Here is a 14,715-nt window from a genome sequence, read left to right on the forward strand (position 1 = left end):
CTGGATACCTCACCTCATCGGCATACCGCGGGGATCATGAACCGTCACCACCCGACGACAACCCGAAAACCTCAGTAGGACCTCTAGAGCGTGTCTCTCAGATCTGGCTCTGAGTCCGTCAGCAGTGGCCGCACCCAGTCCGTTGCCGGTGGGCAACTCGCCCGACAGGTCTCGGGAGGCCACGGCCCACTACACGGGGCCGGGTCAACCGGGCTGGCCACTCGCGTGATGGTGCGGTCGCACCAGTCGCAGAGCACTGTTGCGTGGGCACCTGCGGCCTCAAGGACACCGGCCGCGTTCTGGGCGGCTTCGAGCCAGTCGGGTTCTGTGATCGCTACGGGCGCACTGTCCAGCAGGAGCTTGCTGTCCCAGAGGCTGAGGCCGGTGATCGTTCGGATCGCACGGAGCGCCTCCGTCTTCCTGTCTCCTGGTCCCGTTAGCAGCACTCGGAATCCTGGCTCTTCCACACACCCTCCCCGACAGTCTCAGTTGTCCAGAAAGTGAAGCATCCCCGCAGCTGAATGCCATGGGGACGGGCTATCGCCGGGCCCAGACAAGGATGGCGGCGAGGTGGAGTGCGGCCTGGTAGGCGATGGCGAGCTTGTCCGTTCGCATGGCCAGGCCGCGCCATTGCTTGAACCGGTTGATGCATCGCTCGACCGCGTTGCGTTGCTTGTATGCCTCGGCATCGAAGGCGGGCGGGCGCCCGCCGGTGCGGCCTTGCCTCAGACGGTGGCCGACCTGGTCGGATGGCTGAGGAATGACAGCCCGGATCCCGCGGCGGCGGAGGTGCTTTCGGATCGCGCGGGATGAGTACGCGCGGTCAGCTAGCACGGCCTCCGGCCGAGTCCTCGGTCTCCCGGGACCGGTGCGCGGAACGCGGATACCCGCCATGACGGTCTCGAAAGCCGGGGCATCACCCGCCTGGCCTCCGGTGACGCGGAGAGCCAGAGGCCGTGCACTGCTGTCACTGGCGAGGTGGACCTTCGTGCTCAGGCCGCCGCGGGACCGTCCGAGCGCATGGTCGGCAGGTTCGGCCCGGCTCGGCGCCCCCTTTTCCTGGCACCAGCGGCGTGCTGGTGGGCACGGCAGACGGTGGAGTCCACCGATACGGTCCAGCCGATGTCGTCAGCGTCGTCGGCCGCTGCCAGCAGCGCGGCCAGGATCCGTTCCCAGGTGCCGTCGACGGCCCACCTGATCAGTCGCTTGTGGGCGGTCTGAAACGGTCCCAGCTCGTCCGGCAGGTCCCGCCAGGGCGAGCAGGTGCGGTACTTCCACGCGATGGCCTCAAGGGTGCGGCGGTGGTCGGCCCATCGCCGGCCGCGGACCGGATCGGCCGGCATCAGCGGCTCGATCCGGTCCCACATCGCGTCAGTGATCACTAAGCGGACAGACACATCCGATCAACTGACTACCGAGTCAAAGAGACACGCTCTAATACTCCAGCAGGACTTTGCTGTCTGACCTGCGGGTTTCGCTGGGCGGCTGGAGTGTAGCGGGACTTCGGTCGTGCGGGGGCTGTCTCACGGAGACCGCCCTTCGATCGTGCGACAACGCCGCAGGTAGTGACAGCGGCGGGGCAGCCTCCGGGGGTGATCACCGAGTATGCCGCCGCGCAATGGGACCTTGAACTGGACGATCTCTTCCTGAACGTCGGGCACCGCTTCGGCCGAGTCGAGCTCCGCCGCCGCATGCGTGACTACGTACGCGGGCTGCTCGCCCCGGTGGCCCGCAAGAACAGCTGGCAGCTGGCCGAACAGGCCGGCCACCCCACACCCAACGGCCTGCAGCACTTCCTTGCCGGAGCGAAGTGGGAGCCCGATGACATCCGCGACGACCTGCAGGAATACGTCGCCGACAAGCTCGGCGAGGCCGACGGCATGCTGATCATCGACGACACCGGGTTCATCAAGAAGGGCACCACCTCGGCCGGGGTCCAGCGCCAGTACTCCGGTACCGCCGGCCGGACCGAGAACTGCCAGATCGGCGTTTTCGCCGCCTATGCCTCCGCCCGTGGCCGGGCCCTGGTCGACCGCGAGCTCTACCTCCCGAAGTCGTGGACCGAGGACCGGGAACGCTGCCGCACCGCAAGGGTCCCCGACGAGAGGGAGTTCGCCACCAAGGGCGAACTGGCCCGGCACATGGTGCTGCGGGCCCTCGCCTCGCCGCTGCCCATCGCCTGGGTCACCGCGGATTCCGCCTACGGCCAGGACAACCGATTCCGCCGGCTGCTGGAACAGTCGGGTGTCGGCTACGTGCTGGCCGTACCCAAGTCCCAGTTCAGCGTGGGCTGTTCGCGGATCGAGGTTCTGTTCGCGCAGGCCCCCAACGAAGCATGGGAGAAGATCTCCTGCGGCGACGGCGCGAAGGGGCCCCGCGTCTACCACTGGGCAGCGGTGCGGCTGCCGGCCGTCGCCGAGTTCGACTATCAGGGCGAGGTCCCCCACCGGATGCGGTGGGCACTGGCCCGGCGCAGCATCAGCAGGCCCGACGAGATCGCCTACTACCTCGCCTACACGCCCCTTCAGGTCACCGTCCAGGAGTTGGTGCGGGTCGCCGGGGCACGCTGGGCGATCGAGGAGTGCTTCCAGGCCGCGAAGAACGAGTGTGGCCTGGACCAGTACGAAGTCCGCCGTTACGTGGGCTGGTATCGGCACATCACTTTGGTCATGCTCGCGCACGCCTTCCTGGCCGCCACGGCACACCAGTCCTGGGAAAAAAGGGCGGAACAGGTGGGACAGCCGGGGCCATCGAGCTCACAGTGGCGGAGGTTCGGCGACTCCTGGCAGCTTGTCGTGCCCGGCCCCCGCACCTGAGTGGACACCGAGGACTGCACCACGCGCTGAGCTGGTCGAACTGGCGACGCCGACGCCAGGCAGTCGCCCGCCGCTGTCACTACCTGCGGCGTTGTCGCACGATCGAAGGGCGGTCTCCGTGAGACAGCCCCCGCACGACCGAAGTCCCGCTACACTCCAGCCGCCCAGCGAAACCCGCAGGTCAGACAGCAAAGTCCTGCTGGAGTACTAGGCCCAGCTGCCGCAGTCTCTGCGAGGCGTTTCCCGGCTGGTCGCGGCGCAGGGCCAGCCAGGCCAGCCCGCTGCTGGGCTTGTCCATCGCCACCAGCAGGTCGAACAGCGGGACCAGCTCGGGGCGAACCCGACCGGTGCCGTTGTCGAGGAGGGCGGTGAGCCGGTCGGTGAGCGTGCAGCGTTCGCAGAGCCGTCCACCCAGGAGCTTGCCCTCGAAGCCGTACCGGGAGCAGCCGAAGGACTGGGAGAAGCCGGCGCAGGTCGTGCAGATCGCGGCGCCGTCGCCGGGGCGGAGTCCGGGAAGGGCACGGTCTTGGCCGCATCCTGGGCAGGTGCCGCGTGTGCGGACCGCGCGGTCCGAGCAGTTCCGGCAGACGTATCCATCGGGCCAGTGGCCGGCCTTGTGCTTGCGGCGGCCGCAGCGGCAGCACTCGGCCATGAACCAGCGTTCGTACTGCTCGTCGGTCGCGTAAGTGCGGCTCATGCGTCGGGCAGGATGCGGGCGGCGCGGGGCCGCAGCTTCGCGACGTTCGCGGGCGGGGCGGGCAGGTCACCGGTGGCGGTCTTGCGGAAGCCGGCGTTTTCGGCGGTGGTGGCCACCAGGTCTGCCGGGGTGCAGGAAAGGATGTCGCAGAGCGCGGCCATGACCTGCAACGACAGGCGTTCGGGAGTGCCGGAGACCAGTCGGTGGACCTGGGAGGCGGACAGGTCGATGCCGCGTTCGCGCAGCAGCGGCACCACTTCGGTCGCCGTGAAGATCTGGTACTGGGCCATGACCTCGCGCAGCCGCCACGTGTAGCCAACCTTGCGTTTCATGCTTGCCTCCCGGTCTGGGTCTGGAGGGCGGCGGCAATGGAGGAGTCCAGATGCCGCCGCAGCGTGCGGGTGCGGAAGTCCGAGGACACACAGATGTAAAGCGAGGTGGTGCTGGCGTGCTCGTGGCCGACCTGTTCCTGGACGAAGCGAGGGTCCCAGCCGTCCTCGATCAGGTGGGTGACGTAGGACCTTCGGAAGGAGTGGAAGTCGAGCCCGTCGTCCAGGCCCAGGGCCTTGCGGTAGGCGATGAAGCGGGAGTTGAGCCGCTGGCAGCCGATCCGCAGGCCCCGTTCGGAGGGCCAGGCCGCCGGGTTGTTGTCGGTTCCGTAGCGGGCGGACCTCGGTGAACCACTCGTCCAGCACGTCCGGGGGCCAGTCGAAGACGGTCAGCACCCCGCGGCGCTTGGGCGGAGATCCTTCTTGGCTTTGCCGAACCGGACCTGGCACCGGCCGTACTCGCCGAACTCGTCCCCGTGCGGGTTGCGGCCGAAGTCGGTGGCGTCGAGCATCCGCGTCTCGTTGCGCCGCAGTCCGTAGGCGTACGCGGTCTTGAACAAGGTGGCGTCGCGGAACGCTGGCAACCAGCCTTTGCGGCCGAAGGCCCGGATCCTTGCGACCTCGTCGTCGCAGTGCGCGAAGAAGCCGTGCAGCTCGGCCTTGGTGAACGCGCGCTCCTTCGCGTCCGCCTCGTTGTCCTGGTCGTGCACCGCGGTGTTCCACTCGTGCACGACCTGGACGGAGTGGGTCCCGAACCGCTCCTGACAGGTGGCCGTCCACTCGTAGAGAGGGTCAGTGATGAAGTGGCAGAACGCCCGCACCGCCTCGGAGTACGAGCGGATCGTCGAACGCTTCAACTCTCGCAAAGAGCGCAGGTCACCGAGCCATTCGTCGACCATCGCCGGCGTCCAGTGCCACGGGTAGGTGTTCACGTAGGCGGCGAACGCCTTCACCGTGTTCTCCTGGCCCTCCACGGTCGTGCGGGCCAGATTGCGGGCCAGCTGCTGGTTGGCGAAGCCGGTCAGCATCGCTGTGAAGACTTGTTCCTCAGGCCGCAGCAGCGCGACCCCGTCGACCAGATGCAGCCTCGCCGGCGACGCTGAAGACGCCGGAGGGCTCCCGCTTCTCGGAGCTGGAGCGGCTGCGCCGGCCGCCGACGCGGACGACGGGTACGGCGTTCGCCCGCGCGCTGGAGCGGGTGGACGAGATCGGCGCGTACCGGCTCGGGCGGCTGAGGCTGTCCAGATCCCGCCGAACCGGATGGCGGCGCTGGCCCGGTACGCGCTGGGGTCGAAGGCGCCGCTGCTGGAGCGGGCGGCGGAACCGAAGCGCACGGCGATGCTCACCGCGGTGATGCGGCACTTGGAGGCGAAGGCGATCGATGAGGCCCTGGACCTGTTCCAGGTCCTGATGGCCACCCGGCTGCTGAACACGACGAAGCGCAAGACGGAGAAGGAGCGGCTGTCGACGCTGCCGCAGCTGGAGAAGGCGTCGCGGGTGCTCGCGCGGGCGGCGAAGGTGCTGTTCGAGGAGCTGGAGCTGTTCGAGGAGCAGGAGGCGGACCTGGACGTGGCCGCGCTGTGGGCAGCGGTGGAGGAGGTCGCCCCGCGCGCCGCCGTGATGACCGCGGCGGCCACGGTGGTCTCGCTGGTGTCTGAGGACGAGAACTCGGCCGAGGTCGCCATGCGGGCCGCGCTCGCGAACCGGTACGCCACGGTGCGCCCGTTTTTGTCGCTGCTGGGTGAGTCGAAGGCGCTGGACGCGGCGAGCGCGGGCAAGCGGATCCTGGCCGGAGTGCGCGGCCTTCCGGCGCTGGCCCGGCGGAAGGTGGGGGTCAAGCCGCTGCTGCCGCGCGAGGTGGACGACAAGCTCGTGCCGCCCGCGTGGCGCAAGGCGGTGAACGCCAACCCCGACCTGCCGCAGAGCGCGGTCGACCGGGACGCGCACGTGGTGTGCGTGCTGGAGCAGCTGCACCGGGCCCTGAACAACCGCGACGTGTTCGCCTCGCCCTCGCACCGCTGGTCCAACCCGCGGGCCCGCCTGCTGGACGGGCCCGACTGGGACGCGGTCGAGGAGGATGTCCTGGCGGCCCTGAGCCTGGACATGCCCGTGGAGGAGCACTTGGCGGAGCTGGTGCGGGGCCTGGATGCCGGATGGAAGCAGCTCGCCGAACGCCCTCAGGAGGCGGGGCCGGCGGCGAAGGTGTCCATCGAGGTGCAGACGACGGGCGGGTGAAGCTGAACGTTGACAAGCTCGGCGCGCTCGGCGAGCCGAAGTCCCTGACCTGGCTGCGCAAGCGGGTCGAGAAGATGCTCCCGAAGATCGACCTGCCGGACCTGCTGTTCGAGGTGAACGCCTGGACCGGGTTCCTCGACGCCTTCGTCCACCTCGGCGACGGCACCACCCGGATGAAGGACCTGCCCACCTCGGTGGTCGCGCTGCTGGTGTCCGAGGCGTGCAACATCGGCCTGGCCCCGGTGGCCAACCCCGCCCATGAGGCGCTGACCCGGGCCCGGCTCGTGCACGTCGACCAGTACTACCTGCGCGCCGACACCATCGCCGCGGCGAACGCCGCGCTGATCTCCACCCAGGCCGACATCCCGATCGTGCGCTACTGGGGCGACGGGTTGCTCGCCTCCGTGGACGGGCTGCGCTTGCAGGTGCCGGTGCGCACCATCAACGCCGCCCCGTCGCCGAAGTACTTCGGATTCAAGCGCGGCATCACCTGGCTTACTGATCATTTCAGAATGAGTTTGGTTCAGGAACTTGGCAGTTGGGCTGGTGGGCGGCAGAGTTCTGGGGTCGGATGATCTTGTGCCTGATGGCCTGTGGGAACGTGTCGCTCCGCTGCTCCCTCCTCGCCCGCCGCGGCGTCGGCGGTATCCGGGCCGGCTGCCGGCGGATGACCGTGCGGCTCTGCGCGGGATCGTCTACGTCCTACGCAAGGGCGTGACCTGGGCGGACGTGCCAACCGAGACGATCGGCTGCAGTGGGATGACGTGCTGGCGGCGTCTGCGGGACTGGACCGAGGCCGGCGTCTGGCCCCGCCTGCACGAGATCCTCCTCACGGAACCCCGCACCACGGGCCTGCTGGAGCTGGACGACGCCGCGGTCGACGGCTCGCACGTCAGAGCCCTGAAAGGGGGGGCTCACACCGGACCTTCACCGGTCGACCGCGGCCGCCGTGGCAGCAAGCACCACCTGATCACCGACCGGCACGGAACGCCCCTTGCGGTGTCGCTGACCAGCGGAAACCGTCACGACGTCACCCAGCTCATGCCCCTGCTGGACGCGATACCCCGCATCCGCGGCCTGGTGGGCCGGTCTCGTCACCGGCCACGCCGGCTGTTCGCCGACCGCGGCTACGACTACGACAAATACCGTCGGCTCCTGCGCGCTCGCGGCATCACACCAAAGATCGCCCGCAAGGGCACCGCCCACGGATCCGGCCTGGGCAAGACCAGACGGGTCGTCGAGCGCACCTTCGCCTGGCTCCACCAGTTCAAACGCCTGCGAACCCGCTACGAGATACGCGCCGACCTCCACCTCGGCCTGCTCCAACTCGCCCGCAGCATCATCTGCTTGCGGCGACTCCGAACCTCATTCTGAAATGATCAGTTAACGCCGTCAACGACCAGGTCGCGGGCATCGGGCAGATGGTCGTCCCCGGTACCCCGCGCGACTCCCTGCACATCCTGGACGCCCTGCTGAACCTCGACGGCGGCGTGAAGCCGAAGATGGTGGCGACCGACAACGCCTCGTACTCCGACATGGTGTTCGGGCTGTTCAAGATCCTCGGTTACAACTTCAGCCCCCGGTTCCGCGACCTGGACGACCAGCGGTTCTGGCGGGCGACGATGCCCGGCGTCGAGACCGGCACCTACGGCGCGGTGGAGGACCTGGCCCGCAACCGCGTGAACCTGAACAAGGTGATCACGCACTGGCCGGACATGCTGAAGGTCGCCGGTTCCCTGGTCACCAAACAGGTCCGCGCCTACGACCTGCTGCGCATGTTCGGCCGCGACGGCCGCCCGACCCCGCTCGGGGCGGCGTTCGCGGAGTATGGCCGGATCGCGAAGACCGAGCACCTGCTGCGGGTGGTCGACCCGGTGGACGACACCTACCGCCGGCAGATGAACCGGCAGCTCACCGTCCAGGAGTCCCGGCACAAGCTGACCCGGGACGTATGCCACGGCAAGCGCGGCACCATCTACCAGGCGTGCCGGGACGGCATGGAGGACCAGCTCGGCGCGCTCCGCCTGGTCCTCAACGCCATCGTGCTCTGGACCACGAAGTACATCGACGCCGCCGTCGCCCAGCTCCGCACCGAGGGAAACGAGATCCGGGAAGAGGACATCGCCCGGCTCTCCCCGCTCAAGCACCGCAACCTGAACCTACTCGGCCGCTACAGCTTCACCGCCAGCGTCCCGGCCGCCGGCGCCCTGCGCCCGCTGCGCGACCCGGACGCGTTGGAGCTGGATGAAGACGAGACTGGCGCGGAATGAATCCGGCGCGCCGTTGCCTGCGACCCGAAACAGACTCGCCCGGTCGGTCACAGGAGGGCGCCGCCGGAGACCTCGATGCGCTGGGCGGTCATCCAGCGCAGGCCGTCGGACGCCAGCGTGGCGACGGCGTCGCCGATTTCCTCGGGTTCGCCGACGCGGCCAAGCGCGGTCTGCCCGGCCAGACCCTGGCGCATACCGGCGTCATCCCGCATGGCACCGCCGTTGAAGTCGGTGGCGGTCGGCCCCGGGGCAATGGAGTTGACCCGGATACCTCGGGGGCCGAGTTCTGCGGCCAGAGTGCGGCTCAGGGCCTCGACGGCGGCCTTTGAGGCGGAGTAGACCGAGGTCGCGGGGCTGGTGTGGCGAGTCAACGACGACGAGACGTTGACGACGCGGGCGCCTTTCGCCAGCAGTGGCACAAGCGACTGGATGAGGAAGAACGTGCCCCGCACGTTCGTGCCGAACACCGTGTCGAAGTCGTCGGTCGTGACAGCTTCCAGTGGGCCGAAGACACCCACCCCCGCGTTGTTGACCACGATATCGAGCCGCGAAGCCCCCCAGCGCTCAAGCAGTCCGCTCAGCTCGGAAGTGAAGGCTCCAAAAGAGGAGACGTCGCTGATGTCGAGACGCACGACAGCGGCGGTCCCACCCGCAGCGTGCACGTGCTGCTCCGTCTCCTCGGCCCCGGCCACATCACCGCGATGAGTGACCACCACCCGCACCCCGCGCGCCGCCAGTGCAAGAGCCGTACTCCGGCCCAGACCACGGTTCGCACCGGTCACCAAAGCGATCCTGTCGGCTGTCATCCGCTACTCCCTCATCACACGGCACCAGAGAGACATCGGGCACCGCCATCAGATGCGAGTCACTTGACTCGCCTTTCCATTGCAGCGTAGGCAGCCCGAAAGAGGCGAGTCAAGTGACTCGCCTCGGATCTGGGGCATACTGCACGCATGGCAGCAGAGCTCTCCGCACACCACCGCCGTCTCGCCCAGCAAAAGCGTGAGGCGATCATCTCCGCGGCCACGGACCTCTTCCTGAACCACGGTTACGACGGCACGTCCCTCGCGCGCATTGCCGAAGGGGCGGCAGTCTCGAAGTCCACCTTGTTCAAGCAGTTCCCCACCAAGGCAGCCCTTTTCGAGGCCATCGTCACCGAGTCATGGCAGCGTGACGCCACCGACGCCGTCGCGCGACCTCAGGCCGGAGATCTGCGTTCCGGCCTGACCTCCATCGGCCACCGCTACGCCGACCTGATCGGCCGGCCCGGCATGACAGCCCTGTTCCGCATCGTCATCGCCGAGCTGCCTCGCTTCCCCGAACTGGGACGGATGCAGTTCCAGCTCGGCAAGCTGCCCTACTTCACCTCTGTCCAGCGCTACCTGGAGTCGGAGCACGAGGCCGGTAACGCCGACGTTCCGGACGCCGAGAGCGCCGCCAACCAGTTCCTCGGGATGATCGCCAACTACGTCCTGTGGCCCCGCATGCTGCTGACCGACTGGAACCCTACAGCCTCCGACATCCGCTACGCCGTCGAGCAAGCGGTAGAGACCACGCTCGCCCGCTATGCCTCCGATCGACCAGCCTGATCCGAAGCTGGCATTCGTACGCCGCCGTCCCAGCGCTGGAGGGGCCCGCGGAGCCGCGACCGTGCGGGTCGGCGCTGTCGGTAAACGATGGCACCTTCAAGTGATCAACGCACCACCCACGGATGATCATGTAATCGTGGAGGCACAGGTGCGTGACTACGGGTTTTCGCCGGCTCAGCAGGATGAAGTCTGGAGACGCTGGCGCGAGGGGCAGTCGTTCAGCTTGATCGGGCGGGCGCTCGGGGCACCGATGCAGAGCGCTCGTCGGTTTCTGCACCAGAGCGGCGGCGTCCGCATCACCCCGCAGCAGCGATCAGAGCGGCAGCGAGCGCGAAGAGATATCCCGTGGCATCGCCGCCGGGGAATCTGGCCGGCAGTTGGCCGGGCGGCTGGGCCGATCGCCTTCGACCGTCTCCCGCGAGATCGCCCGCAACGGAGGCCGGGACCGCTTACGAGCGCGGGCGCCGTCGCAAGCAGGCCAAGCTGGCCCAACAACCGGCTCTGCGCGCCTTGGTGGAGGCGAAGCTGGCTCTGTGCTGGTCTCCCGATCAGATCGCAGGGTGGCTGCTACGTCGGTTCCCTGGCGACACCATCATGCAGATCTCGCACGAGTTGGTACAGCCGGAGGAACCTTCGGAGGAGCCGGAGCCGGTCACGTCGTCACCCTGGCCGATAGGACACCGGTTCGCCGAACGCATTCGGGCCAAGCACGCTACCATCCACGCTCTCCTCGACGCTGGTCACAGCAAACGGTCCGTCGCCCGCCAGCTCGGCATGACGCTCAACACGATCCTGCGCTTCTCCCGCGCCACTACCCCGGAGGAGATGTTCACCGGCCAGTGGCAAAGCCGTGTGACCAGGCTCGATGGCTTCAAGCCCTACCTCGATCAGCGCTGGCAGGAAGGCTGCACCAACGCCTGGAAACTATGGGAGGAGATCAAGGAACAGGGCTATCCCCGCGGCTACGCCGGTGTCCGCGACTACGTGAGCAGGAATCTTCGCGGCAAACCCTAACCGGTCGGCCCCCGCCCGCCGTCGGCCCGCGCTGTCACACGCTGGATCCTCACCCACCCCGACGTCCTGCCCGAAGGCGACCAGGTCCAGCTCAAAGCCGTCCTGGCCAACTGCCCCGAAATGACAGCTCTCTCCGAGCACGTGCGTTCCTTCGGCCACATGGTCGCCCCCCTCCAGGGCGACCAGTTGCCGGCCTGGATCGAAGCGGTCACCTCCACTACCGACCTGCCCAGCCTCCGGCACTTCGCCCAGCATCTCGGACGCGACCTCGACGCTGTTATCGCGGGCCTCACACTGCCCTGGAACTCCGGCATCGTCGAAGGACACGTCAACCGGATCAAAATGCTCAAGCGTCAGATGTTCGGCCGTGCTGGCTTCGCTCTCCTGCGGAAACGGGTCCTCCTCGCTCCGTGACGACAGCGCACCATCAGACAGTATCTTTGGCCGTGACCCTGGTGAGCAGCTTGTCGCGCAGAGTGGGCCACTCATCCGCGAGCACCCTGTAGTACAACGAATCACGCCGCGTGCCGTCCTGGCGCGTCATGTGACTGCGCAGCGTCCCTTCATAGACGAGACCAAGCCGTGTCAGGGCCTGCTGGGGCCGCACGTTGAGGTTGTCGGTGCGCAAGGCGACGCGGGCAAGGCCCAGATCGTTGAAGGCGTACCCGAAAAGCAGCAGCTTCGACTCGGCGTTATAGGGGCCGCCCCAGCAAGAACGATCGAACCAGGTCGCACCGATCTCCGTGCGGCAGTCAGCCAGGTCAAGCTCATACAAACTGGTTGAACCGATCACCGCTTCGTCCGTCAGACGTTGGACCGCGAAGCACCGCCGGGCTCGGTCCGTCAGTATCTGGCTGATCATCGCCTGCATCTCTTCCAGGGAGCCGGGCCGAGGTCGGGGCATCCACTGCCACACCTCGGGATCCGACGCAGAGGGAAAGAGCGCTTCAGCATGGCCGACGGACAGCGGGACGAGACGAACCACGCGGCCGAGGAGGGAATCATTGCTCACCACTGCACCGTAGCTTCGGGCCCGCTGCCTCACGGCCGAGATGGAGATCATATTTCCGCCGTCACCCACAGTGGCCACGCCCACACAAAGTGGACCAGAGCCCGGCAACGGAGAACGTTTGTCGTGGAGTTTTGGCAGTAGAAGGTGATCAATTGGCTGCGGAATGTTGGTGAGAATCAGTAACAGCCACCTCGGTGCCGTGTGTGTCAGCGGGCTCAGGAATGATGCTTCCGTTCGAGGCCGGTGGGAGGGGCTGTGGTGGAAGACGATCTGGGCGAGCTGATCTATCTGGCCGATCCGCCGGGGACGAGCGGTCACGTTGTCTCGCTGCGCGTGCTGGCGCGGCCGGCCCCAGGCGGGGATGTCTTGGACTGTGAGTTCGTTGTGGAGACCGAGACAGTCAAGGGCAGCTTCCCCGTCTATGTGACGTCCGATGACCTCGATGACTGGGAAGAGGCTCTGGGGGCGCTTGCGGGGAATCGGTTCGTGTCGTGGCTGAACTCGGGACGGACGGTGCAGTTCAAGATCAAGCCGGTGAGTCCTGGTGTGATCGCGGTGTCAGTCCATGACGGTCCGTCCTCACAGGTGACAGTCAGCGTGCGTCTCTTTCCGGCGACTGGCTGGATCGATGATCAGCGTGCGCGTCTCGAAGAGGTGCGGCGGTTGTTCTCCGGCTGACCGTCCTGTGTGGTGCTGCTCGGCGTGTTCGTCAGCCGGCTGCCTGCTGTTCGGTGTTCTGCATAACCGGCCCTGTGACTGCGCTGTCAGTGGGGGTGCCTAGGCTTCGCCGAGATCATCGGCAGCTGTGCCGGGGGTACGAGGGAGGGACCGGGGATGGCGTGGTGGGACACGAGGCCGTGGGATGCGCGGGAGCAGTGGACGCTGGAGCCGTTGGTGGGACTGGGGCCGTTGCGGTTCGGGATGAGACCCGACGAGGTGACGGCGGCTCTGGGCGAGGACAGCCCCTCCGTCACCCATGACGCGGGCACCGGAGTGGGCTCGGCGCAGTACACGGACTGGGGTGTGACCGCGGCGTACGGGGAGCAGTCTCAGCTCGTGGCAGTCAAGGTCGATGTGATGGGCGGGCCGCAGGTAAAGCTGCGGGGTATCGACCTGATCGCCAGGGCGCCCTCTGAAGTCCGGTCGGATATCGACCGTCTCGCGCGCCAGGACGGTGCGTGCGCGCGAGTGAACTGGAGCGGTGTGGGTTCTCACCTCGTCTCAGGTGCCTGAGATTGTCCGCCGCTCCGTCGACCTGAGTACCTGCCCGTGTATGAGATTGATCTTGACTTCGTTTGCGAGTTGATTACCAGCAGGTTTGACGGTGCGTGCATCTGTGGCCTGAAGTGTTGATGGGTTTGAGCTGCGGGACCTCGATTCATCTGAGATTCCCTGACGTCGTTGAGAACCCTTATCGGGATGAGTGGCTCCGGTGCAGGTCAGGCTCGTTCCTGGAGGGCGCGCGTGGAGCGATTCCGATCACGTAGGGTTCGCCGTGGTTGCGCATCGGGAGGCAGAGGGGGAGCGTTGGCCGAGGAGCACGCGGAGCGGCGTGTTGCAGTCCTGACACCGCTGTTCGAGCGGCTGCTGATGCAGGCGTTCAGGTCTCTGGGCACTTCGGCGCCCACTGTGTTGACCATCTGTCGCCCTGAGGGGAGACCTCTCCTCGAAGCTCCTGCGCAGTGGCCGGCTGAGCATGAGCCGACGTGGGAGACCTTGTCGGCACGTGCGACTGAACTGCTGGCTGCTGGATCCGTCCTATTGATGCCGCCCTGGGGGCGGACCTCATCGGCGAAACGCTCGGCAGGCAAGACGTCCTCGCATTGGGAAGATGCTGTCCTGCGGTCATGCCGACCAGCCTCTTCCGACAGCGTGCTCGGGGTTCTTGTGCCCTCGCAGATGTGCGTGTCTGAGGCTCCGTGGGCCGTGGACCTGAGAGAAGCCGTCGCTGAGCACTGGGACACACTGCTCGTGGTGTACGGTCACGGCGCCATGGAGGGCTTCCATGCTGGCCTTGAAACGGCAGCGGTCTTCTTGCGCGCCCGCACAGCTGACCAGCAGCTGTTGAAGATCTTCCGATTCTCTGCGCGGGACGACGAAGGCGCCGTAGAGAAGGACTTCCAGGGGCTGCTCTCCCGGGGCGGGGGCCGAGCGCGCCATGGCTAGGTGGCCCGTAGGCGCCCCGATCCCGCAGCATCATTGGCGTTCGATCTTCACGACCCGGACATCGAAGACCGCCGCTCTGACCTTGCCGGATTTGGTGGCGTGAGCTTGCTCGGCGACCTCTATCACCAGCTGCCGACGCTCCATCTTGCCGACGCGAAGAACTGGACCTGCTCGGCAGAAGACCCCGGTGCGGTACGGCTGTTGGGAGGGCGCGATGTCGGACGTGACGGGACGATTGCACCCACCACGGAGGAGACACTGTGGGGGCATGTTCCCGAGTCGCATCTGCTGGCCCCCGGTGACCTCTTGGTGCGTTCCGTCCAACACCCAACGGATCCTGGCGGGTTCGTCGTTGCGGAACTGACCCCCCAGGACCTCCCCGCGGCGGCGACTCACATGGCCATTCCGCTGAGGCCTCGCCCCGGTCTGGACGCGCAGCAGCGCCGCTTTGCCGTGTTGTTCCTGGGCATGCCGCTGGCCCGCAAGCTCATCGGACTGCAGGCGGGACTGTAACGCTCGGAGGGGGGCTTGTTGGTGTATCGCGGGCTTGCTGTCCTGGTGTGTTGTGGCTTCGTTGAGAGAGGTCG

Annotated in this window: 14 protein-coding genes and 3 pseudogenes; 9 read left to right on the top strand and 8 right to left on the bottom strand. The window is 67.3% G+C overall.

The window, feature by feature from the left end; translation table 11 throughout:
• Positions 1-83: 83 nt before the first annotated feature.
• A complete protein-coding gene (locus tag ACP4IX_RS35425; protein WP_426558682.1) occupies positions 84-467 on the bottom strand; it encodes a ribosomal protein L7/L12 in 384 nt (127 codons plus the stop codon).
• A 70-nt stretch (positions 468-537) separates the two neighbouring features.
• Positions 538-1,367, bottom strand: a protein-coding gene (locus ACP4IX_RS35430; protein WP_426558700.1) for an IS5 family transposase whose coding sequence is annotated in 2 segments (ribosomal slippage) — positions 538-1,046 and positions 1,046-1,367 — 831 coding nt in all. Because the reading frame shifts where the segments join, the coding sequence is not laid out codon by codon here.
• Between the two features lie 225 nt (positions 1,368-1,592).
• Here ACP4IX_RS35430 and ACP4IX_RS35435 point away from each other — a divergent pair.
• Complete coding sequence (locus ACP4IX_RS35435) at positions 1,593-2,816, top strand: IS701 family transposase (protein ID WP_426558684.1); 1,224 nt, start codon at positions 1,593-1,595, stop codon at positions 2,814-2,816.
• A gap of 181 nt (positions 2,817-2,997) precedes the next feature.
• Here ACP4IX_RS35435 and ACP4IX_RS35440 read toward each other — a convergent pair whose 3' ends face one another.
• The 4 genes and pseudogenes from ACP4IX_RS35440 to ACP4IX_RS35455 all read right to left on the bottom strand — a co-directional run bounded on the left by ACP4IX_RS35440 (position 2,998) and on the right by ACP4IX_RS35455 (position 4,870).
• Entirely contained in the window at positions 2,998-3,513 is a 516-nt protein-coding gene (locus tag ACP4IX_RS35440; RefSeq protein WP_426558685.1) for a hypothetical protein, read from the bottom strand.
• Positions 3,510-3,845, bottom strand: a complete 336-nt coding sequence (locus tag ACP4IX_RS35445; protein ID WP_426558687.1) for a helix-turn-helix domain-containing protein — start codon at positions 3,843-3,845, stop codon at positions 3,510-3,512. The genes ACP4IX_RS35440 and ACP4IX_RS35445 overlap by 4 nt, the downstream gene beginning before the upstream one ends.
• Positions 3,842-4,132, bottom strand: a pseudogene (locus tag ACP4IX_RS35450) (tyrosine-type recombinase/integrase); the annotation flags it as partial. The pseudogene ACP4IX_RS35450 and the gene ACP4IX_RS35445, both read right to left, overlap by 4 nt.
• Positions 4,133-4,231: 99 nt before the next feature.
• Positions 4,232-4,870, bottom strand: coding sequence for a hypothetical protein (locus tag ACP4IX_RS35455; RefSeq protein WP_426558689.1), 639 nt, complete (start codon positions 4,868-4,870; stop codon positions 4,232-4,234).
• Positions 4,871-4,899: 29 nt separating this feature from the next.
• On the opposite strand from ACP4IX_RS35455, the pseudogene ACP4IX_RS35460 reads away from it, so the two are divergent.
• The 3 genes and pseudogenes from ACP4IX_RS35460 to ACP4IX_RS35470 all read left to right on the top strand — a co-directional run.
• Positions 4,900-6,574: pseudogene (locus ACP4IX_RS35460) on the top strand (Tn3 family transposase); the annotation flags it as partial.
• A 64-nt stretch (positions 6,575-6,638) separates the two neighbouring features.
• The gene (locus ACP4IX_RS35465) at positions 6,639-7,451 is read left to right on the top strand and encodes an IS5 family transposase (protein WP_426558702.1); all 813 of its coding nucleotides are present in this window, start codon (positions 6,639-6,641) and stop codon (positions 7,449-7,451) included.
• An 11-nt stretch (positions 7,452-7,462) separates the two neighbouring features.
• Positions 7,463-8,347 (top strand): annotated as a pseudogene (locus ACP4IX_RS35470) (Tn3 family transposase); the annotation flags it as partial.
• A gap of 47 nt (positions 8,348-8,394) precedes the next feature.
• Here ACP4IX_RS35470 and ACP4IX_RS35475 read toward each other — a convergent pair.
• Positions 8,395-9,153, bottom strand: a complete 759-nt coding sequence (locus ACP4IX_RS35475; RefSeq protein WP_382087354.1) for an SDR family NAD(P)-dependent oxidoreductase — start codon at positions 9,151-9,153, stop codon at positions 8,395-8,397.
• A 147-nt stretch (positions 9,154-9,300) separates the two neighbouring features.
• On the opposite strand from ACP4IX_RS35475, the gene ACP4IX_RS35480 reads away from it, so the two are divergent.
• A complete protein-coding gene (locus tag ACP4IX_RS35480; RefSeq protein ID WP_120682634.1) occupies positions 9,301-9,936 on the top strand; it encodes a TetR/AcrR family transcriptional regulator in 636 nt (211 codons plus the stop codon).
• A gap of 1,059 nt (positions 9,937-10,995) precedes the next feature.
• A complete protein-coding gene (locus tag ACP4IX_RS35485; protein ID WP_426558703.1) occupies positions 10,996-11,364 on the top strand; it encodes a transposase in 369 nt (122 codons plus the stop codon).
• A gap of 13 nt (positions 11,365-11,377) precedes the next feature.
• Here the strand turns inward: ACP4IX_RS35485 and ACP4IX_RS35490 are convergent, their stop codons facing one another.
• Positions 11,378-11,962, bottom strand: coding sequence for a GNAT family N-acetyltransferase (locus ACP4IX_RS35490; protein ID WP_426558692.1), 585 nt, complete (start codon positions 11,960-11,962; stop codon positions 11,378-11,380).
• 258 nt (positions 11,963-12,220) lie between these two features.
• On the opposite strand from ACP4IX_RS35490, the gene ACP4IX_RS35495 reads away from it, so the two are divergent.
• From ACP4IX_RS35495 to ACP4IX_RS35505, 3 genes are all read left to right on the top strand, one after another.
• Positions 12,221-12,640 (top strand): DUF5959 family protein, encoded by a 420-nt coding sequence (locus ACP4IX_RS35495; RefSeq protein WP_426558694.1) that lies wholly within the window; start codon positions 12,221-12,223, stop codon positions 12,638-12,640.
• A gap of 156 nt (positions 12,641-12,796) precedes the next feature.
• Positions 12,797-13,195 (top strand): hypothetical protein, encoded by a 399-nt coding sequence (locus ACP4IX_RS35500; protein WP_426558696.1) that lies wholly within the window; start codon positions 12,797-12,799, stop codon positions 13,193-13,195.
• A 966-nt stretch (positions 13,196-14,161) separates the two neighbouring features.
• The gene (locus ACP4IX_RS35505; protein ID WP_426558698.1) at positions 14,162-14,641 is read left to right on the top strand and encodes a hypothetical protein; all 480 of its coding nucleotides are present in this window, start codon (positions 14,162-14,164) and stop codon (positions 14,639-14,641) included.
• Positions 14,642-14,715 lie beyond the last annotated feature (74 nt).

The sequence above is a fragment of the Streptomyces sp. WG5 genome (assembly GCF_049974565.1).
Taxonomy (GTDB): Bacteria; Actinomycetota; Actinomycetes; order Streptomycetales; family Streptomycetaceae; genus Streptomyces.